Origin of the sequence: Olsenella sp. An293 (assembly GCF_002159495.1) — a bacterium.
Taxonomy (GTDB): Bacteria; Actinomycetota; Coriobacteriia; order Coriobacteriales; family Atopobiaceae; genus Thermophilibacter.
Genome location: NZ_NFIT01000013.1, coordinates 35,724 through 56,793 on the forward strand (window position 1 = coordinate 35,724; position 21,070 = coordinate 56,793).

A 21,070-nucleotide genomic window follows, 5' to 3' on the forward strand; every position below is an offset into this window, starting at 1 on the left:
GAACCCGATGCCCCGAGACGAGGCGAGAATGCGAGCGACTAAGCCTCGAGCACCTCGAAGGTCTCCTCGGTGCCGTCCTCGGCGAAGGTGATGATCAGCGAGGACTTGATCGGGTCGCCGGTGCCCTCGTAGGAGATGGAGCCCGTGACGCCCTCGACGGTGCCGGAGGCGATGCCGTCGATCACGGCCTGCTTGTAGTCCTCGGAGCCGGGCTCGAGGCCGGCCTCCTCGGCGGCGGCGAGGCCGTTTGCGAGCACCATGGCGGCGTCATAGCCAAGCGCGCAGAAGTTCGTGGGGGTTTCGTTGTACTCGGCCTCATAGTCCTCGATGAACTGCGCGGCGACCTCGGAGTCGTTGGAGGAGCTGAACGCGCAGCAGTAGTAGCAGTCGTGGAGGTCGGCGGCGTCGGCGTAGTTCTCGGAGCCGCCGTAGATGCCGGACCAGCCGTCGACGCCAAGGAAGACCTTGTCGTAACCCTGGGCGCGAGCCTGGGTAACGATCATGCCGTCGTCCTGGTAGTAGTTGGGAACGAGGATGGCGTCGGGGTTGGTGTTGATGATGTTGGTGAGCTGCGTGTTGAAGTCGACGTCGCCCTCGGAGTAGGACTCCTGGGCGGTGATGGTGATGCCCTTGGCCTCGGCCTCCTCGCAGAAGGCGGCGTTGACGCCCTCGGAGTAGTCGGAGCCTGAGAGGTAGAGCGTGGCGACGTTCTTGTAACCCTGCTCCGCGGCGAAGTTGGCCATGACGCGGCCCTGCTCCGGGTCGGTCACGCAGGCGCGGAAGTAGTTGGAGCCGTAGGTGACGACGTCGGCCGCGGTGGCGGACGGGGTCACGCAGGGCATGTTGTCGGCAACGGAGGCCTGGGCCACGGCGATCGTGGGGCCGGTGGTGACGTCGCCGACGATGCCGGTCACGCCGTCCTCCTGGACGAGGCGGTTGTAGGCGTTGACAGCCTCGGTGGCGTCGCCCTTCTCGTCATAGACGACCGGCTCGATCTGCTTGCCGTTGACGCCGCCGTCCTCGTTGAGCTGCTTGAAGTAGAGCTGGGCGCCGTTCAGGCAGGCGAGGCCGTACGAAGAGTTGTCGCCGGTGTGCGGGCCCATGATGCCGACCTTGATGGAGCCGGAGGCGTCGCCGCCCTCGCCGGAGTCGCTGCTGCCGTTGCAGCCCGCGAGGCCGAGAAGGGCCACGCTCGCGGCAGAGACCTGCAGGAAGTTGCGCCTAGAAACGTTCTCGAACATGTCTTTCTCCTCCCGTCGCTTCTTTCTGAAGCAAAAAGCGTGGGGCTAACGTACGCCGACGTTCTGCTTTCATTGGTGATGTGGAGGATTTGTTAACCGAGCCGTGACGCTGCTAACACGTCCGAAACAATGCCACGCGCACATGTTTCTTGATCGCAAGGCGACTTGTTTCAGATAGGTTAACTCCACACCTGGCATGATCTCAGGAAATAAATTAAGGGGGCTCAAATAGCCGTTAATGTTGAAGTTGCGATAAGAACCACCAGGTGTGGCGTCTTAGCAAAAAAAACGCGGCGACCCCATGGGGCCGCCGCGCCGAGTCGCGTGCGAGAAGCCCTTAGCCCTGGGCCGCCATCGGGACGGCGAAGTGCTTGGCAACGTGCTCGGAGGCCTCCTCGTTGTCAAGGTCGAGGCGCTTGGAGGAGGAGGTGCCCCCCTCGAGCACGCGCAGGAAGCGGTTGTAGCTGCGCCGGGCGACAGGAGAGGAGCTCTTGGCGAACTCGTCCTCGATGAGGTAGTCGACGTAGGACTCCGTGTCGACGACCTCGGGGTGCCCCGCGGGGGTCTTGAACGGGATGAACGACGTCTGGAGCTCGAGGTTGTCGGGCTCGTCGAGGGTGTCGACGCCGCCGACGAGGTCCACGAAGGGCGTAGGGATCTGCGAGGCGGACTCGATGGCGATCCGCTCGTCGAGCGAGCGCAGCGCGAGGTCCCACTCGTCGGACTGGTTGAGGTCGTCGACGGTGCGGCGCTCGGGATAGGCGCCCTCGTCGATGCGCGCGACGCGCATCGAGATGCCCCCGGCCCTCGGTGCGGGGGCGAGAAGGGCGGCGGAGGCGCCGGTGAAGTCGGAGGGGATGGCGAGCGCGTCAGAGTCGTCGGCAAAGCCCGAGTCGGCGATGATCGTCTGCTCCCCCACCGCGCGCTTCCACCATGCGGTGCCGACGTCGCCGACAGACCCGTCGGCCCGCTCGATCACGGGGACGCCGTCCATCATGTTCGAGCCGAGGCGTTCCCTTAGGGTCGCCGCCACGCCCTCTGCGCGGCGCGCCATGCGCGCGCGGAACGTCGCACGGCGGGCGTAGTTCTCGGCGATGTCCTCGTAGTCGCTCGCGGCGTGGCTGGGAGCGGGCTCAGAGACGGCGGGAGCCTCGTCCTTCTCTGCGGCGACGGGCGCGTCGACGCGCAGATGGCGCGGACGATACCCGGACGGCTCCTCGCCCGCGGCCTCCTGCACGACAAGCGGCTCGGACGCGGCCGTCGGGTCGGTCTGGTCCTGGGACGCCTCTGCGGTGCAGCGCGCGCGGCGACGCGAGACGAGCGCGGCGGAGCCAACGACGATGCCGGTGAGCAGCGCCCCGCCTGCAAGTCCGGCGGCAAACGCGACGGACGGCGAGACGAACGTCCCGTCAAGGGCGTCGATGGCGTCTGTGAGGGAGAGGGCGGCCGCGGGGGCTGGGGCGCCCAGCGCGAGGCTGCCGACAAGGCCTGCGTATACGGCGGCGTTTCTGCTCACGCCCATGTGCTCCCGCTCCCCCCAAGATGGGAAGACGAGACGAGCTGCAAACCTATGGTCCCCGCCCTTCTGGGGCGGGCGCGACGTCAACGGTTTGGGCTGCGTTTCATCTTCGTGTACCGTGACTGGCCCGCAATGCGGACAAACAAGAATATAACCATTTCACCAGCGGGAGCGCAAGTAAGGAAACGACGTTTGAGTGCGTCGTTTAGGGTCGCGCGAAGGCGCCCGCGCGCATGGGCGCGGGCGCGCCCGCCGGCTACCCGACGTAGCCGGACTGGGCAGCCTTCTTTGCGCTCTTGATGAGGAACTCGCTGTTGGACTCGGTCTCCTTGAGGCCGCGCACGAGGGCATTCGCCGCGCGCTCGATGTTGTTCATGTTCGCGAGGATGCGACGGATGCCCCAGACGAGCGGCTGATACTCGGGCTCGATGAGCAGGTCCTCGTTGCGCGTTCCCGAGGAGACGGGGTCGATGGCCGGGAAGATGCGCTTGTCGGCGAGGTCGCGGTCGAGCTTGAGCTCCATGTTGCCGGTGCCCTTGAACTCCTCGAAGATGACCTCGTCCATCTTGGATCCCGTGTCGACGAGCGCCGAGGCGATGATCGTGAGCGAGCCGCCGTTCTCGATGTTGCGCGCGGCGCCGAGGAACTTCTTGGGCGGGTAGAGCGCCGCGGAGTCGACGCCGCCGGAGAGAATGCGCCCGCTCGCGGGCTGCGCCAGGTTGTAGGCGCGCGCGAGGCGCGTGATGGAGTCGAGGACCACCACGACGTCCTCCCCCATCTCGACGAGGCGCTTGGCGTGCTCGATCACGAGCTCGGAGACGTGGGTGTGGTTGTCCGCGGGCATGTCGAAGGTCGAGGCCACGACCTCGCCCTTGATGGAGCGCTCCATGTCGGTGACCTCCTCCGGGCGCTCGTCGACGAGCAGGCAGAAGAGATGGACCTCGGGGTTGTTCGCGGCGATGGACTGGCAGATCTTCTTGAGGACCGTCGTCTTGCCGGCCTTGGGCGGGGACACGATAAGCCCGCGCTGGCCCTTGCCGATCGGCGAGACGAGGTCGATGGCACGGCCGGTGATGGAGTCGCGGCCGCACTCCATGACGAGGCGCTCGTTGGGGAAGACCGGGGTCAGGTCACGGAAGCGCGGGCGCGACCTCATGGCCTCGGGAGGCATGCCGTTGACCGAGGTAACGCGCTGAAGCGGCGGGTACTTGCTGTTGGATCGGCCGGGGCCGACGGTGCCCGCCACGCGGTCGCCCGGGCGAAGGCCCAGCGAGCGGATGAGCTGCTGATGGACGAAGGCGTCGTCATCGCCCTCCATGTAGTTGCCGGTCCTCACCCAGCCGTAGCCCTCGTTGCCGATCTCGAGGATGCCCTCGACCGGGCGGAAGCCCTCGGCGCGGGCCGCGGCCTCGTAAACCGCCTCGACAAGCTCGGGCTTGCGGACGCCCACGTACTCGACGCCGAGCTCGGCCGCCTTGGAGCGCAGCTCGGCCACCTTCATGGCGGCGAGCTCCTCGCGCGTGAGGGAGGGCTCGGCGGCCTCCTGCTGGCGACGGTTGCGCCGGCGACCCTGGCCCTGACCGCCCTTCCGACGGTCAGGGAAGCCGGCCTCGGCGCCGCCCTTACCGTTGGCGTGATCGGCGCCGTTGCCGTGACGGCGCTTGCGGCCGGGGCGCGCGTCCTCCTCGCGGGCGGGGGGCTCGGACTCGGAGGGGGCCTCGGCGACCTCCGGCGCGGGCGCGGAGGCCGGGGCCTCGGCAGCGGGGACGTCCGTCACCTCGGAGCGCGCCTCGGCGTCGGCGGCCTCCTGCTTCCTCGGCCTGCCCCTCCTGCGCTTGGGCTGCGCGACGGGGGCGTCAGCGGCGCGCTCGGGGCCCTCCAGGACGCTCGCCTCGGCGGCGGGGGCGACGGTCTGCGCCTTGGCGGCGACGGTCTCGGCGGCCTCGGACTCGCTCTTCTTGGGCCTGCCGCGACGGCGCTTGGGAGGCCAGGGCTCGCCGGCTGCCTCCGCGGCCGCCTTCGCGGCGGCCTCAGCCGCGCGGGCGGCCTCCATCTCGGCCTTGGTCCTGCGACGGCGGCGAGGCTTGGGCTGCGCGGCCTCGGCGCCGGGCTCGACCTGCGCGGACCCGGAAACGGGAGTCTCGGCTTCCGACATATGTCAACCTCTCTTGCTGATGGGCGGCGACACATGCAGAAGGTCGCCTCGCCCGTGGCGAAAAGTGTTCGCGCTATGACAGTTGGTGGGGACGCGCGCGACGGGCGACAGAGCACGCCGACGTCTCACGCATCCCGAGCAGTATACCAGAGCGCGGTCCTTCTCGCCACGCAGAGGGGCTACGCCCGCGAGGAGCGCAGCTTCCGGCGGACGACGATCCCCTCGATGCCCTCCTCGAGCTCCTCGGCGGCCTCGGCGCCCCGGGCCGTCAAGGAGACGCTCGTCGTGCGCAGGCTCGAGACGCCGCGGGCGCGCGTGACGTAGCCGGCCTCGGCGAGCGCCGCGACCGACATCGAGACCGTGGGCTGAAGCAGGCCGAGGGCGTCGACGAGCTGCATGACGGTCAGCGGGCCGCCGCCCGCCGCCCTGAGGCCGAGAAGCACGATGTCGCCGGCCTGGCAGAAGAACGACCCCATGGCGTCGACGTAGCGGCAGATGCGCTCGGGCGAGGTCCTCCCGAGCGAACGGCCGCTCGGGATGCGGGAGCAGGTGAGCTCCGAGAGCTCTCGGACGCGCCGCGCGCCGAGCTCGGAGATGGAGCAGACGACGTTGCGACGGTCGCGCTCCCCCTCGACGCGGTCGATGAGCCCGAGGCGCGCGAGGTGGTTGGTGCGATGGGTCATCGTGGGCCTGAGCGCGCCCTGATAGTCGGCTATCGCAGAGGTCTTCATCGGCTCGTTGGAGATGAGCAGGCGGCAGAGGATGGCAAACTCCTCGAACGTCAGGCGATCGTCGGGCGTCTGGTCCTGCCTGACGATGTTGTATGCCCTTCTGACGGACATATACTCCCTGAGGTCCACGCATCAACCTCCCCCGCGTCGTGACAAGCGGCGGACGTCAACGTCGCCCGCGCAGGCGCCAGTATACCCCCTTTGACCGCCCGCGACCCAAAACGTGACATCAAAGTTAACGGGCGACCGGTCACGACCGGTCGCCCGCCGCCTACATGCTCTGGGGAGCGCTCACGCCGATGAGCTCGAGGGTGAGCGCGAGCACGCGCCGCGTCGCGTCGACGGCCGCCAGGCGCGCGTGGGAGAGCGCGTCGTCGAGCGGGCGGCCCTTGCCGGGGAGGACCTGGCAGGCGGCGTAGAAGGAGTGGAACTCCGCCGCGAGCTCCTCCGCGTAGTGCGTGAGGCGGAAGGGCGCCCGGTCGCGCGCGCAGCTCTCGACGAGCCCCGGGAGCTCGGAGAGCTTGCGGGCGAGGGCCGCCTCGGCGGGCTGGGTGAGAAGCCCCAGGTCGTAGCCGTCGCCCACCGCGCGGCGCGCGACCTCGTCCATGCCCAGCCCCGCGGCCTCCTCGAGGGTCACGTCGGCGCCTCGGCGCAGGATGGAGCAGATGCGCGCATGCGCGTACTGCACGTAGTAGACCGGGTTGGTGTTGTCCTGCTTCTTCACGCGCTCGATGTCGAAGTCGATCATCTGGTTGGAGGACTTCGAGATGAGCGTGTAGCGCGTGGCGTCGGCGCCCACCTCGGCGAGCAGCTCGTCAAAGGTGACCATCGTGCCCTTGCGCTTGGACATGCGCACGGGGTTGCCGTCGCGCAGCAGGTTCACGAGCTGGCCGAGAAGGACCTCGAACTGCGTGGGGTAGCCGAGCGCCTCGCAGGCGGACTGGACGCGCTGGATGTAGCCGTGGTGGTCGGCGCCCCAGATGTCGATCACGTGGTCGACACGCTGGAACTTGTTCCAGTGGTAGGCGACATCGGAGGCGAAGTAGGTGTACTCGCCGTTGGTCTTGATGAGCACGCGGTCCTTGTCGTCCCCAAAGGTCGTCGAGCGGAACCACAGCGCGCCCGCCTCGTCGTGATAGAGGTGGCCGAGCTCGCCCAGGGCCGAGAGGGCGCGGTCGACGGCGGAGGTGCCGGACGCGTCCTTCTCGTAGAGGCTGCGCTCGGAGAACCAAACGTCGAAGTCGCAGCGAGCCTCGTGGCAGGTCTGGCGGATGGAGTCGAGCATCCAGCGGTAGCCGCGCTCGCGGAACTCAGCCATGCGCTCGTCCTCGGGGACGCCCGCCCAGCGGTCGCCGTCCTCGCGCACGAAGCGGCAGGCGATGTCGACGATGTAGTCTCCGCCGTAGGCGTTGCCGCCGAGGGCCTCGTTGAAGGCGTCGGTGAGCGGGTGGGTCTCGGGGCGGGAGTCGTCCTCGTCGGCGACGTAGGCCTCGCGGTCGGCGAGAAGCGCCGCGCGGGCGGCGTCGAGGTCCTTCTCGCCCTGGGCCATCACGTCGAGGAGCTGGCGGTAGCGCATCGAGACGGAGTGGCCGAAGACGTCCATCTGGGAGCCGTGGTCGTTGATGTAGTACTCGCGCTGGACCTCGTAGCCGGCGTGCTCGAGCACGCGGCACAGCGAGTCGCCCAGCGCCGCCCAGCGGCCGTGGCCGATGTGCAGCGGCCCCACGGGGTTGGCCGAGACAAACTCCACCTGGACCTTGGTCCCCGCGCCCAGCTGCGAGCGGGCATAGTCGCGACCCTGCTCGCGCACGGTGCGGAAGACCTCGTTGGCCGATGCCGCGGCGAGGTAGAAGTTGATGAAGCCGGGGCCGGCCACCTCGACGCGCTCGACGGACGCGTCCTCGGCGATGTGAGAGACGATCGCCTCGGCGATCTGGCGCGGGGCGCGGCGGGCGAGCTTGGCGGAGCGCATCGCGACCGTCGAGCTCCAGTCGCCGTTGGCCGAGTCGGCGGGCCGCTCGAAGCCGAGCTCGGTCACCTCGAACTCCGGGAGCTCCCCGGACTGCTGGGCGGCGGCGATGGCGGCTCGAACGAGCTCCTCGATCTTCTCGGGCATGGGTTCTCCCCCGTGACTTGGGATTGTTCGCAACTTTTTGAGTGTAGCAGAGGCGCGACGCATCAGGAGACGTCCTCGAGCGGCACGAGCACAAATCCGCATTTGCGTGCTCGTGGGCTTCCACGCACTCGACGACGTCCGCCGGGACCGTGCCCGCACTTCTCGCCCGGCGCATCCGGTGCGGGCCGGGGCGCACTCGATCCGCGCACTTGGCAGCGTTCGCCGAGAAGGGCCGCGCACTCGATGCGTCACGAGCCCAAATCCGCCCGCACTTGATGAACGCACTCACGAGTGCGGGCAAGGCGCGCCGTCCTTCTCGACATTCTGGGGCGCAATCTCCGTGCGAGAAGGACGCGGGCGGCAGCGGTTAGTCGGCCGTGGGACGGCCGGACTCCTCGCGCTCCTCGCGCGCCAGGCGGCTGCGGAGCGCCTCGAGGCCCTCCTCGAGGCCCACCGGATAGGTCTGCGGGTTCAGGAAGCGCGCGACCGCGGGGTCGAGGCGCATAAGGGCGTCCTTGCAGCGCTCGCGGGCGACCTCGATCCCCTCGGGCTCGCAGGCGCGCCGCCCGTGCTCGACGAGCTTGACGAGCAGCTCCTGCGGCTCGCCCTCGAGCGCGTAGGAGGTGTACGGGTCGAGGATGTCGTACATCTTGCGAGCCACGCCGGGACGGGCGACCTCGTCGACGACGAGCATGTCGGCGGTGGGTCGGCCGGCGGGGTCGTAGTAGCGCAGGACGCGCTGGACGCCCGGGACCGTGCGCTTGTAGGACTGCTCGGAGAGCTTGATGACCGGCGTCCAGGGCTCGGACTCGTCGGAGCGCACGGCCGAGAGCTTGTACACGCCGCCGAGCGAGGGCTGGGGGTCGCACGTGGCGAGCTTGGTGCCCACGCCGAAGGAGTCGATCGGCGCGCCCTGGGCGAAGAGCGACTGGATGGTGTACTCGTCGAGGTCGTTGGAGACCGAGATCTTGACGTAGGGCAGCCCCGCCTCGTCAAAGGCGGCGCGGGCCTCCTTGGAGAGGCGCGCGAGGTCGCCCGAGTCGAGCCGCACGGCGGAGAGCCGCTCGCCGGCCTCCTCCATCTCCTTGGCCACGGTGATGGCGTTGCGGATGCCCTGGTGGACGTCGTAGGTGTCGAGGAGCAGCACGCAGTTCTTGGGGCTCGACTTCGCGAAGGCGCGGAAGGCCTCGAGCTCGCTCGGGAAGGCCATGACCCAGGAGTGGGCGTGCGTGCCAAAGACGGGGATGCCGTAAATCTTGCCCGCGAGCACGTTGGAGGTCGAGGACGCGCCGGCGATGTAGGAGGCGCGCGCGACGGCCAGGCCGCCGTCGGGGCCCTGGGCGCGGCGCAGGCCGAAGTCGGAGACCGGGTGACCCTCGGCAGCGCGGACGACGCGCGCGGTCTTGGTGGCCACGAGCGTCTGGAAGTTCACGAGGTTGAGCAGGGCCGTCTCGATGAGCTGGCAGTCGATGACCGGGCCCTCCACGCGCACCATGGGCTCGCGCCCGAAGACGATCTGCCCCTCGGGCACCGCGTGGATCGTGAGGTCGAGCCGGTGGTTTCGCAGATACTCGAGGAAGTCGGGCTTGAACATGGGGCCGCCGCCGGGGGCCGGCAGCGAGGCGAGAAACTCGATGGCGTCGTCCTCGAAGACGAAGTTCTCCACGAGCTCGGCGAGCTGGCCCGTGCCGCAGCACACCGCGTAGCCGCCGTCGAAGGGGTTGTCGCGGAAGAAGGCGTTGAAGCACGCCTGCCCGTTCGCGAGGCCCGACTCCCAGAACCCCTGGGCCATCGTGAGCTCGTAGAGGTCGGTGTTGAGCGAGACGTCCGTGGGCTTGGTGCGGTCAGTGAGCGACATGGCTTCTCCTATCCGAGGACCGTGAGGGCGAGCCACACGAGGGCGACGCCCACGACGGCGAGGATCACGATCTTCTGGCCGGACGACATCTTGAGGTCGTCCTCGTCGGGCTCCATGAGGGCGCGACCGCGCTCGCGCGCCTCGGCGTCGCGGGCCTCGCGGGCGCGCTCCGCCTCGGTCTGGGCGCGCTGGGCGCGCAGGCGCTCGAGCTCGGCGCGCTCCGCGGCGTCTCGCTGGGCCTGCTCGCGCGCGGCCTTCTCCGCGCGCAGCTGCTCGAGCTCGGCGCGCTCCTCGTCGGTGAGACCGTTGTTGTCCGCCATGGTAGCCCCCTGTCTGCAGGATGTGTTCAGTTTATACCCCTTGCGCGGGCGCGGGTGCCCCAAGCTCGGGACCGCGCACCCCGGTGGCGTCGAACGCCGGGACGAAGCTCTCGGAGACCGTGCCGCCCTCCTGCCACCAGATTCGCTCGAAGCCGAGGTCGTCGGCGTGGCAGAGCGAAAGCTCGTACTCCTCCTCGGTCACGCCCCGGGAGAGCTCTCCCCCGGCCCGTCGGCACGCCTCGTTGGGCGTGTACTGGTTCATCAGCGAGAGGTCCGCCTCGTTGCCGGCGAGCTCCCAGACGCGGTCGAGGACCGCGCACGTGTCGTCGACGTGGCCCGGCAGCACGAGGTGTCGCACGATGACGCCCCTGAGCATCCGCCCGTCGGCGCCGAGCGCGCGTCCGCCGGCGGCGCGCACGCCCTCGAGCATCGCCTCGAGCGCCTCCGAGGCGACCTCGGGATAGTCCGGGGCCGCGGAGAGCTCCCCGGCGAGCGCCGCGTCCGCGTACTTGAAGTCGGCGAGCCACACGTCGACCGTCCCCGAGAGCGCGCGCACCACCTCGGCGAGCTCGTAGCCGGAGGTGTTGCACACTATGGGAATCTCGAGCCCCGCCTCGCGGGCGAGAAGGACCGCGTCGCGCACCTGCGGCGCGAAGTGAAGCGCGGTCACGAGGTTGACGTTGAGCGCGCCCGCCGCCTGGAGCTCGAGCATCATCTCGGCGAGGCGAGCCGTGGTGACCGTAAGGCCGAAGCCCCCGCCCGAGATCTCGTGGTTCTGGCAGAAGACGCAGCGAAGCGGGCAGCCCGAGAAGAAGATCGCGCCCGAGCCGGCGTCCCCGGATATGGGCGGCTCCTCCCAGAAGTGCAGGGCGCTGCGCGCGACGCGCAGCTCGGAGGTCATGCCGCAGCGTCCGGGACGGCCCTGGGAGCGGCGGGCGCCGCAGCGGCGCGGGCAGAGCGCGCAGGCGTCATAGGCCCCCGGCGCCAGAAGGTCGGGCTCAGCCATCGTCACGCTCGCCCTTCTCGGCCGCGCCCTTCTCGCCCGAGACCCGCTCGGCCAGAGAGCGGTGACGGTGCAGCTGCTCCGCCTCCTCGTCGAAGGCCGCGTCGCCGGGCGCCACGAGCTCGTCGGAGCCCGTCTTGGGGTTGTAGTGGTGCAGCAGCACCGGCTCGAAGAGGTGGAGGTGGCGCGCGAAGGCCATGGAACAGAGCAGCAACAGGCAGAAGATGACGATGCGCGGCACAGTCTCAACCTGAGTCATCACGAGCGAGCCAACGCAGAGCAGCCCGGTCCAGGAGTACATGACCAGGACCGCCTGGCGCTGGTCGTACCCCTCGTCGATGAGGCGGTGGTGGATGTGGCCGCGGTCGGCGTGGCTGATGCTCACGTGCCCACGCAGGCGGCGCACGATCGCGGAGAAGGTGTCGATGATGGGGACGGCGGCGATCACGAGCGGGACGATGATCGTGGTGAGGCCCGCGAAGCGCGTGACCGAGAGCAGCGAGACCGCGCCGAGGGCAAAGCCCAGCGTGAGCGCCCCGGAGTCGCCCATGAAGACGGAGGCGGGGTGGAAGTTGTAGCGCAGGAAGCCGAGGGAGGAGCCCGCGACCGCCACCGAGAGCGCGGCCGCGTCGAGCCGTCCCGCCCAGACGGACAGGACGAACATCGTGAAGCTCGCGATGGCGGAGATGCCCGCGGCGAGGCCGTCGAGGCCGTCGATGAGGTTGATGATGTTGGTGTAGGCCACGAGGTAGAGCACCGTGGCGGGATAGGCCACCCAGCCGAGCTGGATGAAGCCGCCCGGCTCGAAGGGGTTGGAGATGTCCCCGATCACCAGCCCGCCCGCGACGGCGATCGTGGCGGCGAGGACCTGCCCGAGGAGCTTCTGTCGGGGCCTGAGGGAGAAGCGGTCGTCCAAAAGGCCCGTGGCAAAGATGACGACGAAAGCGGCCACGAGCATGGCGTAGTTGACGTCGAGCTTGGGCGAGGGGACGAGCACGACGGGCCAGCCCAGGCTCATGGTGCCAACGTACTGCACCGCGAAGGCGGCGACGATGCCCAGGAAGATGGCTATTCCGCCCATGCGCGGGATGGGAGACTTGTTGATCCTGCGAGCGTTGGGGTAGTCGACCGCGCCGCACCAGACGGCGACTTTGCGCGCGAGCGGCGTGGTGAGGATCGTCGTCAGGAGCGCGGCGAGAAAGAGGCACAGGTACGGAATCAGGTCTGGTACCACGTCTCCCCTCTCGTCGTTCCGTAGCTTGCTGCCCTGCCATGATAGCCGAAGCGCCGCGCCAGACAAACGGAGCGAGAAAAACGCACGTACATCTCTACTCTTGCCGAGAAGGACCACCAAGTCAAGACTGGTATCGCCCTGCGGGCCCCGTATAGTAGGAGGTGTCGTCCCCCTGCGGTCAAACTGGGTGAACCGACAAGCGTTACGAGGGAGTCCGATATCTCGTGTTCAGTACGGGTATCCTCCGTTGATGAGGAAGCCGGAACGCGCGATGGGGACGCCCACCTTCTGAGAGGTGGGTTCATTATTCGCCGCAGGGGGCGTCTTGCTGTCGCGCGGCCCCTCTCGCCATGGCGGGGACCCAAAATCCCCGCTTGACACCCGAGGGCGAAACCGCCACAATAACCAACGCGCGATGCGCCTGGGGACGTAGCTCAGCTGGGAGAGCGCTGCCTTCGCAAGGCAGAGGCCGGGGGTTCGAATCCCCTCGTCTCCACCATGAGATGCCAAGGGCCCGGATGACTCCATCCGGGCCCTTCCTTTTTGCGCTAGGCCCCGTAGGACCCGCGAAGCGAGTACCACCCGCCGGACTCCCCCACCACGAGTGGGACGTCAAAGAGCTCGCTCATGACCTCGCCGCGCAAAAGCTCCGCCTTGGGGCCGTCGGCGAAGACCTCGGCGTCCTTGATGAGAAGGACGCGGTCGATGGCGGGGATGATGTCCTCCGGATAGTGCGTCACGAGCACGACCGAGCGCCCCTCCGCGGCGAGCGTGCCCATCGTCTCGCGGACGTGGTACATCCCCTCGGGGTCAAGGCCCGTGCAGGGCTCGTCGAAGATGAGGACCTGCGGGTCGCGCACGAGCTCGCGCGCCACGAGCACGCGGCGCACCTGGCCGGTCGAGAGCGTCATCACGTCGCGCGCGGCGAGCTCGGCGATGCCCAGGCGCTCGAGCGCGCTTCTCGCGAGCGCGCGATCCCTCTCGCCCACGTTTCCGCGCAGCGGCAGACCGAGCGTGCCGAAGAGCCCTCCCGTGACGATGTCGATGACCGGCAGGTGCACGCGCACCTGGTCGTGCATCGTGGAGCTCACGATGCCCAGCGTCCGCTTGATGTCCTCCAGGCGCGGGCGCTCCTGACCTCGAAAGCGCACGGGGGGCTCCTCGCGCCAGACCGGGAACACCTCGCGGGTGAGCAGCTGGATGAAGGTCGACTTGCCCGCGCCGTTGGGGCCCAGAAGCGCCACGTGCTCGCCCTCGCCGAGCGTGAAGTCGCCCACGTGCAGGATGGTCTTGCCGCCGCGAACCACGCTCGCGTCGTGGATCTGGAAGAGCGGGGTCGCGGACGTCCGTGCGGCCGTCCCGTCCTTCTCGATGGTTTCCATTTGATGCCCCTTCGCCTCGAGTCGGGACGTCCGCGTCCCGGCAGGACTACTATAGACAAACGAAAATCCGCGGAGACGGCCCCGTAACGAGCCGTCTACTTTTGTTGGGGGGAGTCGTCATGGCCGAGATGCTCACGCTCGAGGCGTTCGAGGAGGCCTCGGAGAAGGTCAAGGAGGTCACGCAGGAGACCAAGCTCGTGGAGAGCCCGTCGTTCTCAGCGCAGTGCGGCAACCGCGTCTGGCTCAAGCCCGAGAACATGCAGCGCACCGGCGCCTACAAGGTGCGCGGCGCCTACTACAAGATCTCGACCCTCTCGCCCGAGGAGCTCTCGCGCGGCCTCATCACCGCGAGCGCGGGAAACCACGCCCAGGGCGTCGCCTACGCCGCGTCGCGAGCGGGCGCCCGCTCCGTCGTGGTGATGCCCACGACCACCCCGCTGATCAAGGTCGAGCGCACCAAGGGCTACGGCGCCGAGGTCGTCCTGCACGGCGACGTCTACGACGAGGCCTGCGACTACGCCCTCGAGCTCGCCGAGCGCGAGGGGCTCACCTTCATCCACCCGTTCAACGACCCCACCGTCGCCACGGGCCAGGGTACCATCGCCATGGAGGTCGTCCAGGAGCTGCCGCTCGTCGACACCATCCTCGTGCCCGTGGGCGGGGGCGGCTTGGCCTGCGGCGTGGCGACCTTCGCCAAGCTCCACAACCCCAAGATCCGCGTCATCGGCGTGGAGCCCGAGGGGGCGCCCTCGCTCACCGCGGCGCTCGAGGCGGGGCACCCCGTCCGCCTGCCCTCCGCCAACACCATCGCCGACGGCACCGCCGTGCTCGAGGTGGGAGACCAGGTCCTCCCCTACCTGCGCGACAACCTCGACGACGTCATGACCGTGCCCGACGACGAGCTCGTCGTGGCCTTCCTCGACATGGTCGAGAACCACAAGATGATCGTCGAGAACTCGGGCCTTCTCACCGTCGCCGCCCTGAAGCACCTGCCCGCCGAGAACCGCCGCGTGGTCTCGATCCTCTCGGGCGGCAACATGGACGTCATCACGATGAGCTCCGTCGTCCAGCACGGCCTGATCATGCGCGACCGCATCTTCACCGTGAGCGTGCTTCTGCCCGACCGCCCCGGCATGCTCGTGCGCGTGGCGCAGGCCGTCGCCGAGCAGAACGGCAACGTCATCAAGCTCGAGCACAACCAGTTCGTCTCGACCAACCGCAACGCCGCCGTGGAGCTGCGCGTCACGATCGAGGCGTACGGGACCGACCACAAGCGGCAGATTGTCGCGGCGCTCGAGGCCGCGGGCTTCTCGCCCTCCCTCGTCCAGACCTCGCTCTAGGCCGCGGGCTCCGGCAGCCCCGGCGTCCGGGTGACTTGCCCCTCGCTCACCGTGTACGTGACGCCCTCGGGGTCCTCCGGCGATATGACCTGCACGTTGAGCACCACCGAGGACTGCATGGAGACGAGCACCACCGTGTCGTCGCCGCGCTCGACGGCGAGCTCGCGCGCGCCCTCGAGGGTCTGGAACTCGTAGACGCCCCGCCCGAAGAGCAGGTTGACGTAGCCCCTGACGCCGCGGTCGCAGGCGTAGAGGGCGTCGGGGTAGCGCTCGGTCACCTCGCGCGCGATCGCCGCGTCGTCGGAGCGGTGGGGGTTGTCCTTCACGTAGTGCTCGTCCGCGGCGTAGGAGGCGAAGTTCAGGGCCGAGGCGGCCACCGCGAGCGCCACGAAGGACGCGGCGCCCACGGTGCCGAGGCGCCGGTTTCGGGGCGCCTCGATCGCGTTTCTCGCGAGCTCGCACGCAAGCAGCACGAGCGGCACCGCCGCCTTCATCATGTCATAGCTGTACCGGCAGGCGTGCTGCTTCATGATGACGTTCTCCAGCACGGGGAAGGCCGAGACAAACAGCAGCGTCCCCATGACCGGAACGAGCGAGAGCCTCCCCCGCCGGGCCACGAGCGCGAGTGCGAGCAGGACCGCGAGCGCCGCGAGCAGCCAGCGAAGCGCCACGGGGTAGCCGGCGAGCAGGTCGAGGAAGGTGACGTCGGTGGAGGCTGCGTTGCGGGAGGTGAAGCTGAACAGCAGCGAACCCGCGAAGTCCGCCGCGCTCACGCGCATGAGGTAGTGCGCGCAGAACAGGGCAAACGACGCGAGCGTCAGCGCGCCGACCGCGCAGGCCCTGCCCAGGGCGCGCGCCCAGCCGTCGCGCCTTCCCCTTGCGAGCTCGGCGATGGCAAAGCCCACGTTGGCGACATATCCCGTCCACTCGACGTAGGGGTTGAGAAGCGCGAGGACGTAGAAGGCGACGCGCCAGGCGCGCGAGCCGCGCACGGCGTAGTGGTAGTAGGCGGCGACCTGAAGAAGCAGCGTCACCTGCATGAGCGACTGATGCCAGTAGACCAGGCCCATGCCGTGGAGGATCTCCGGCACAAAGACGTAGAGAACCGCCCCGCCCAGGGCGAGCGCCTCCCGATGCGGGCTGCGGTCGAAGGCCAGCAGAATCAGGTGCACGAGCACCGCCGCGGAGGCCGCGAGCAGCGTGGTTCCAAACAGGTAGAGGCTCGACTCGGCGACGGGCAGGCCGAGGGCCTTGATGAAGGCCCAGGCGGCCACAAACCCCGCGGGCGAGAAGGACGTGTAATAGTAGTTGCCCGCGTCGTCGGGGATGGTGTGGCCCCAGGGGATGTACTTGTCGGCCGGCTCGCCGAGGGAGACGAGCGGGAGGAACAGGTGCTCGGACGCCGGCGTCTCGTCATAGGCCTGGACCGTGAGCAGGGTGTGCCACGTGGCGTCCTCGTTTTGGTACGCGATGTCGCCGGTCCGGAAGCGAAGCGCCGCGCTCGCGACGACCAGCGCGACGACCGCCACGTAGACCAGCGCCCTCAGCAGGGGGCGGCCAGACGGCTCGCGCGCCCCTTCCGTCACGTCGCCTTTGGCAAAGTGTGCGCCACCCACGCGGACCCCTCCCCGGACTCGTTCTCGCGGACCGACACGCAAGACTTTAGCAGGAATCTCGCCCCGGGGCCCGCGCGCCCCCGCGGAGGGCTCCCAAGGGGGATGTGTCAGTCCCTCGCCGCAGCGGGCCGCTCGCAGACGAAACGCTGCCGTTCGCGGGCGGTCACGACCCCGAAACACGACGCGCGTAGAGTACCAACCACTGAGCAAATGCGATGACAGGGCCAGTACGGGCCGCATCCGTCCCACAGCGAGCGGGCAGCGTGAGAACCCGCGCCGGACGGCCCCGAAGACTCCCTCGAGCAGCTCGCGAGAACCTCCGCGCCGGACGGCGGGCCACCCCCGCCAACGCGCCGAGAAGTACCGCGCGCCGGCGGCCACCGTGACGGCTTCGAGGCTGCGCCTCGCATTTCTCACACACGACGAGGAAAGCGAGGTCAGCATGCAGCTGAGAAGCGACATGATCAAACGAGGGCTGGCGCGCGCGCCGCACCGCAGCCTCCTGGCGGCCGACGGCCTCACCGACGAGGAGCTCGACCGGCCGCTCGTGGCCGTGGTCTCTGCCCAGAACGAGGTCATCCCCGGGCACCTTCACCTCCAGCAGATCGCCGACGCCGTCAAGGCCGGCGTGCGCATGGCCGGCGGCACGCCGCTCCAGGTCAACACCATCGGCGTCTGCGACGGCATCGCCATGAACCACGAGGGCATGCACTACAGCCTCACGAGCCGCGAGGTCATCGCCGACAGCGTCGAGTGCGCGGTCCAGGGCCATCAGTTCGACGCGATGGTCCTGATCCCCAGCTGCGACAAGATCGTCCCTGGCATGCTCATCGCCGCCGCGCGCCTGGACATCCCCACCGTGCTCGTCTCCGGCGGCCCCATGCTCGCCGGCCGCGGGCGCCACGGCGAGCAGACCGACCTCAACTCCCTCTTCGACGCCGTGGGCCAGGTCACCGCCGGCACCATGACCGAGGAGGAGTGCTCCTGGCTCGAGAAGACCGCCTGCCCCACCTGCGGCAGCTGCTCCGGCATGTTCACCGCCAACTCGATCTGCTGCCTCGCCGAGGCCCTGGGCATCGCCCTTCCCGGCAACGGGACCGTGCCGGCCGTCTACTCCGAGCGCATCCGCCTCGCCAAGCGGGCCGGCATGAAGGTCATGGAGCTCGTCGAGAAGGGCGTCACCGCGCGGCAGATCCTCACCCCCGCGGCCATCCACAACGGCATGGTGCTCGACATGGCCTTCGGCGGCTCCACCAACACGATGCTCCACCTCACGGCCATCGCCCAGGCCGCCGGCTGCCCGGTCACGATGGACGACTGGGACCGCGCCTCCGCGGAGACCCCCAACATCGTGCGCATCGCGCCCGCGGGGCCGCTCCACATCCAGGACCTGAACGACGTCGGCGGCGTCTCCGCCATCATCGGCGAGCTCGGCCGCACCGGGCACCTCGACCTCACCGCCCTCACCTGCCACGGCACCATGGCCGAGTGGGTCGCCTCCTGCCCGCCCGTCGACGGCGAGGTCGTCCGCAGCGTGGAAAACGCCTACTCCCCCGACGGCGGACTCAAGGTCATGCGCGGCAGCCTCGCGCCCGACTGCGGCGTGGTCAAGAAGAGCGCCGTCGACCCGGGCATGTGGCGCCACTCCGGCCCGGCGCGCGTGTTCGACTCCGAGGAGGCGGCCTGCGAGGCCATCTTCGGCGGGGCGATCAACCCGGGCGACGTGGTGGTCATCCGCTACGAGGGCCCGGCGGGCGGACCCGGCATGCGCGAGATGCTCACGCCCACCTCGGCAATCTGCGGCATGGGGCTCGCGAGCACCGTGGCGCTGATCACTGACGGGCGCTTCTCGGGCGCCTCCAAGGGCCCGTGCATCGGCCACGTCTCCCCCGAGGCCGCGGCCGGAGGCCCGATCGCGCTTGTCCTCGAGGGCGACACGATCGACATCGACATCCAGGCCGGCACGCTCGAGCTGCGCGTCGCGGACGAGGTTCTCGCCGAGCGCCGCGCCCGGTGGGAGCCGCCCGCACCCAAGTACGCCACGGGAGTCCTCTCCCGCTACGCAAAGCTGGTCACGAGCGCAGACAAGGGGGCATACCTCTCATGATCACCGTTGAGGAGAAGATCGCCCGGCGACAGCGTGCCATCGAGGGGCGCCCGTTTGGCCCGGGCAGCCACACCGAGCACGAGGGCAAGACCATGACCGGGGCGCAGGCCATCATCGCCAGCCTCGAGGCCGAGGGCGTGGACACCATCTTTGGCTACCCCGGCGGCCAGGCCATCAAGATCTACGACGCCCTCTACGACTCCAAGAAGATCCATCACGTCCTCGCCCGCCACGAGCAGGGCGCCACGCACATGGCAGACGGCTACGCGCGCGCCACGGGCAAGGTCGGCGTGGTCCTCGTGACCTCGGGTCCCGGCGCCACCAACACCGTCACGGGCATCGCCACGGCCTACATGGACTCCGTGCCGCTCGTGGTCATCACGGGCCAAGTCACTCGCGGCGTCATCGGCACGGACGCCTTCCAGGAGTCCGACATCGTGGGCATCACCATGCCCATCGTAAAGCACAGCTTCCTGCTGCAGTCCACCGACGACCTCACGCGCACCTTCCGCGAGGCCTTCTACATCGCCTCGACCGGCCGCCCGGGACCGGTCCTCATCGACATCCCAAGCGACCTCTCCGGCTCCGAGATGGTCTTCCACTATCCCGACACCGTCAACATCCCGAGCTACCGCCCCACCTACAAGGGCAACGCCAAGCAGGTCAAGCAGGCCGCGCAGCTCATCTCCCAGGCGAGGCGGCCGCTGATCATGGCCGGCGGCGGCATCGTGGCCTCCCACGCCTGCCCCGAGCTCGTGGAGCTCGCCGAGCGCATGCAGATCCCCGTGGTCACCACCCTCATGGGCAAGGCGGCCATCCCCTGCTCCAACCCGCTCAACCTCGGGCCCGTGGGCATGCACGGCTCCAAGTACGCCAACATGGCCGTGACCGAGTCCGATCTCATCGTCGCCTGCGGCGCGCGCTTCTCGGACCGCGTGACCGGCAAGGTCTCCGAGTTCGCCCCGCACGCCAAGATCATCCACATCGACATCGACCCGGCCGAGATCGGCAAGATCGTCAACCCCGCCGTCCCCATCGTGGGCGACGTCAAGGTGGTCCTCGCCGCGATCAACGAGCGCCTCGAGAAGATGGGCGCCGCGCCGCTGGCCGAGGCCTGGCGCGACGAGGTCTTCGAGTGGCGCGAGCGCTGGCCGTTCTACACCACGGACTTCGCGGACTACCCCGACAAGATCGCCCCCGAGGTCCTTCTCGAGACGCTCTCCGCCAAGCTCGACCCGCACGCCTCCATCGTCACCACCGAGGTCGGCCAGCACCAGATGTGGGCCATGCAGAACATCCACCGCGAGCACGCGCGCACCTTCATCTCCTCCGGCGGCCTCGGCACGATGGGCTTTGGCTTCCCCGCCGCCATCGGCGCCAAGATCGGCTGCCCCGACGAGCAGGTCGTCTGCATCGCCGGCGACGGCTCGTTCCAGATGAACAGCCAGGAGATGGCAACTGCCAAGATCAACGGCGTCAACGTCAAGGTCGTCATCATCGACAACCGCGCGCTCGGCATGGTCCACCAGTGGCAGCACCTCTTCTACAACGACCGCTTCTCGTTCACCGAGCTCGCGGACAACCCCGACTTCGTCAAGCTCGCCGACGCCTACGGCTGGCAGGCCGCGCGCATCTCGCGGCCCGAGGAGATCGACGCCGCGCTCGACGAGATGCTCGCCGCGGACGGCCCGTACCTGCTCGACGTGCTCATCCCCGCCGCGCAGACGGTCTACCCGATGGTCGCCCCCGGCGCCCCGATCGACGATATCATCGGCGCGCTCGACGTGACCCTCGGCGGCGTCCGCGTCACCGAGAAGGGCTTCGGCGAGGCCGGACGCCCGCGGCCGTCCCACGAAGGAGTTGATGAGTGATGAACTACCTGCTCTCAGTTCTCGTCGAGAACAAGCCGGGCGTGCTCTCCCGCGTCACGGGCCTCATCAGCCGCCGCGGCTTCAACATCGAGTCGCTCACCGTCGCCCCCACCGAGGACGAGAACCTCTCCCGCATGACCATCATCGTCGAGGCCGACGAGGTGGGCTTCGAGCAGATCACCAAGCAGCTCCACAAGCTCGTCTCGGTCTACAAGATCTCCGACCTCACCTACGAGGAGGCCGTCGAGCGCGAGCTCGTGCTCTTCAAGGTCCAGTCCTCCCCGGAGCGCCGGCACGAGGTCATCGAGATCGCCAACGTCTTCCGCGCCAAGGTCGTCGACGTGGGCAGGAACACGCTCACGATCGAGGCCACCGGCGCCGCGAGCAAGCTCGACGCGATGGAGGACCTCTTCCGCGGCTACGGCATCAAGCAGCTCACGCGCACGGGCAAGATCGCCATGGCCCGCGGCGCCCATGAGCAGTGACGAGAAGGGGCCGTCCCCTCTCATCGACCCGGCACCACCCGCCGTCCTTCTCGGCGGATGAGCATAGCAATAACGGCAAGACTAAGGAGAAA

General features: G+C 69.0%; 15 protein-coding genes and 1 tRNA gene. 5 read left to right on the top strand and 11 right to left on the bottom strand.

Annotated elements, in window-relative coordinates; translation table 11 throughout:
* Positions 1-38: 38 nt before the first annotated feature.
* The 9 genes from B5F85_RS08745 to B5F85_RS08785 form a co-directional block, all read right to left on the bottom strand.
* The gene (locus B5F85_RS08745) at positions 39-1,241 is read right to left on the bottom strand and encodes an ABC transporter substrate-binding protein (protein ID WP_087316412.1); all 1,203 of its coding nucleotides are present in this window, start codon (positions 1,239-1,241) and stop codon (positions 39-41) included.
* A 337-nt stretch (positions 1,242-1,578) separates the two neighbouring features.
* Positions 1,579-2,763, bottom strand: a complete 1,185-nt coding sequence (locus B5F85_RS08750) for a hypothetical protein (protein WP_087316414.1) — start codon at positions 2,761-2,763, stop codon at positions 1,579-1,581.
* A 253-nt stretch (positions 2,764-3,016) separates the two neighbouring features.
* Positions 3,017-4,915, bottom strand: a complete 1,899-nt coding sequence (rho, locus tag B5F85_RS08755; RefSeq protein WP_204204715.1) for a transcription termination factor Rho — start codon at positions 4,913-4,915, stop codon at positions 3,017-3,019.
* A gap of 179 nt (positions 4,916-5,094) precedes the next feature.
* The gene (locus B5F85_RS08760) at positions 5,095-5,775 is read right to left on the bottom strand and encodes a MarR family transcriptional regulator (protein WP_087316416.1); all 681 of its coding nucleotides are present in this window, start codon (positions 5,773-5,775) and stop codon (positions 5,095-5,097) included.
* A gap of 142 nt (positions 5,776-5,917) precedes the next feature.
* Complete coding sequence (argS, locus tag B5F85_RS08765; protein WP_087316418.1) at positions 5,918-7,762, bottom strand: arginine--tRNA ligase; 1,845 nt, start codon at positions 7,760-7,762, stop codon at positions 5,918-5,920.
* Between the two features lie 367 nt (positions 7,763-8,129).
* A complete protein-coding gene (locus B5F85_RS08770) occupies positions 8,130-9,620 on the bottom strand; it encodes a nicotinate phosphoribosyltransferase (protein ID WP_087316420.1) in 1,491 nt (496 codons plus the stop codon).
* Between the two features lie 8 nt (positions 9,621-9,628).
* Positions 9,629-9,940 carry a hypothetical protein gene (locus B5F85_RS08775; protein WP_087316422.1) on the bottom strand — a complete coding sequence of 104 codons (312 nt, stop codon included), beginning with the start codon at positions 9,938-9,940 and terminating at the stop codon, positions 9,629-9,631.
* A 31-nt stretch (positions 9,941-9,971) separates the two neighbouring features.
* A complete protein-coding gene (locus B5F85_RS08780; RefSeq protein WP_087316424.1) occupies positions 9,972-10,946 on the bottom strand; it encodes a radical SAM protein in 975 nt (324 codons plus the stop codon).
* On the bottom strand, positions 10,939-12,177 hold the full coding sequence (locus B5F85_RS08785; RefSeq protein WP_087316426.1) for an MraY family glycosyltransferase: 1,239 nt from the start codon (positions 12,175-12,177) through the stop codon (positions 10,939-10,941). Before B5F85_RS08785 ends, B5F85_RS08780 begins: the two co-directional genes overlap by 8 nt.
* Positions 12,178-12,600: 423 nt before the next feature.
* Between B5F85_RS08785 and B5F85_RS08790 the strand changes: the two genes are divergently transcribed.
* Positions 12,601-12,676, top strand: a tRNA-Ala gene (locus tag B5F85_RS08790).
* A 49-nt stretch (positions 12,677-12,725) separates the two neighbouring features.
* Here the strand turns inward: B5F85_RS08790 and B5F85_RS08795 are convergent.
* The gene (locus tag B5F85_RS08795) at positions 12,726-13,559 is read right to left on the bottom strand and encodes an ATP-binding cassette domain-containing protein (protein WP_087316428.1); all 834 of its coding nucleotides are present in this window, start codon (positions 13,557-13,559) and stop codon (positions 12,726-12,728) included.
* Positions 13,560-13,678: 119 nt separating this feature from the next.
* On the opposite strand from B5F85_RS08795, the gene ilvA reads away from it, so the two are divergent.
* The gene (gene ilvA / locus B5F85_RS08800) at positions 13,679-14,899 is read left to right on the top strand and encodes a threonine ammonia-lyase (protein WP_087316430.1); all 1,221 of its coding nucleotides are present in this window, start codon (positions 13,679-13,681) and stop codon (positions 14,897-14,899) included.
* Here the strand turns inward: ilvA and B5F85_RS08805 are convergent.
* Positions 14,896-16,515 carry a hypothetical protein gene (locus tag B5F85_RS08805; protein WP_087316432.1) on the bottom strand — a complete coding sequence of 540 codons (1,620 nt, stop codon included), beginning with the start codon at positions 16,513-16,515 and terminating at the stop codon, positions 14,896-14,898. The genes ilvA and B5F85_RS08805 overlap by 4 nt on opposite strands.
* A 442-nt stretch (positions 16,516-16,957) precedes the next feature.
* Here B5F85_RS08805 and ilvD point away from each other — a divergent pair, with 442 nt between their 5' ends.
* Genes ilvD through ilvN form a run of 3 tightly spaced genes read left to right on the top strand, consistent with a single transcriptional unit; the run spans position 16,958 to position 20,978 of the window.
* Positions 16,958-18,622, top strand: a complete 1,665-nt coding sequence (gene ilvD / locus B5F85_RS08810; RefSeq protein WP_087316433.1) for a dihydroxy-acid dehydratase — start codon at positions 16,958-16,960, stop codon at positions 18,620-18,622.
* Positions 18,619-20,493, top strand: a complete 1,875-nt coding sequence (ilvB, locus tag B5F85_RS08815; RefSeq protein WP_087316435.1) for a biosynthetic-type acetolactate synthase large subunit — start codon at positions 18,619-18,621, stop codon at positions 20,491-20,493. Before ilvD ends, ilvB begins: the two co-directional genes overlap by 4 nt.
* Positions 20,490-20,978, top strand: a complete 489-nt coding sequence (ilvN, locus tag B5F85_RS08820; protein WP_343203477.1) for an acetolactate synthase small subunit — start codon at positions 20,490-20,492, stop codon at positions 20,976-20,978. Before ilvB ends, ilvN begins: the two co-directional genes overlap by 4 nt.
* The last annotated feature ends 92 nt before the right edge of the window (positions 20,979-21,070 follow it).

What these genes read in the sequence shown, in the direction of transcription:
- B5F85_RS08745 (WP_087316412.1), bottom strand. Translation starts at nt 1,241, where the DNA reads ATGTTCGAGAACGTTTCTAGGCGCAACTTCCTGCAGGTCTCTGCCGCG.
- B5F85_RS08750 (WP_087316414.1), bottom strand. Translation starts at nt 2,763, where the DNA reads ATGGGCGTGAGCAGAAACGCCGCCGTATACGCAGGCCTTGTCGGCAGC.
- rho (WP_204204715.1), bottom strand. Translation starts at nt 4,915, where the DNA reads ATGTCGGAAGCCGAGACTCCCGTTTCCGGGTCCGCGCAGGTCGAGCCC.
- argS (WP_087316418.1), bottom strand. Translation starts at nt 7,762, where the DNA reads ATGCCCGAGAAGATCGAGGAGCTCGTTCGAGCCGCCATCGCCGCCGCC.
- B5F85_RS08770 (WP_087316420.1), bottom strand. Translation starts at nt 9,620, where the DNA reads ATGTCGCTCACTGACCGCACCAAGCCCACGGACGTCTCGCTCAACACC.
- B5F85_RS08775 (WP_087316422.1), bottom strand. Translation starts at nt 9,940, where the DNA reads ATGGCGGACAACAACGGTCTCACCGACGAGGAGCGCGCCGAGCTCGAG.
- B5F85_RS08780 (WP_087316424.1), bottom strand. Translation starts at nt 10,946, where the DNA reads ATGGCTGAGCCCGACCTTCTGGCGCCGGGGGCCTATGACGCCTGCGCG.
- B5F85_RS08795 (WP_087316428.1), bottom strand. Translation starts at nt 13,559, where the DNA reads ATGGAAACCATCGAGAAGGACGGGACGGCCGCACGGACGTCCGCGACC.
- ilvA (WP_087316430.1), top strand. Translation starts at nt 13,679, where the DNA reads ATGGCCGAGATGCTCACGCTCGAGGCGTTCGAGGAGGCCTCGGAGAAG.
- ilvD (WP_087316433.1), top strand. Translation starts at nt 16,958, where the DNA reads ATGCAGCTGAGAAGCGACATGATCAAACGAGGGCTGGCGCGCGCGCCG.
- ilvB (WP_087316435.1), top strand. Translation starts at nt 18,619, where the DNA reads ATGATCACCGTTGAGGAGAAGATCGCCCGGCGACAGCGTGCCATCGAG.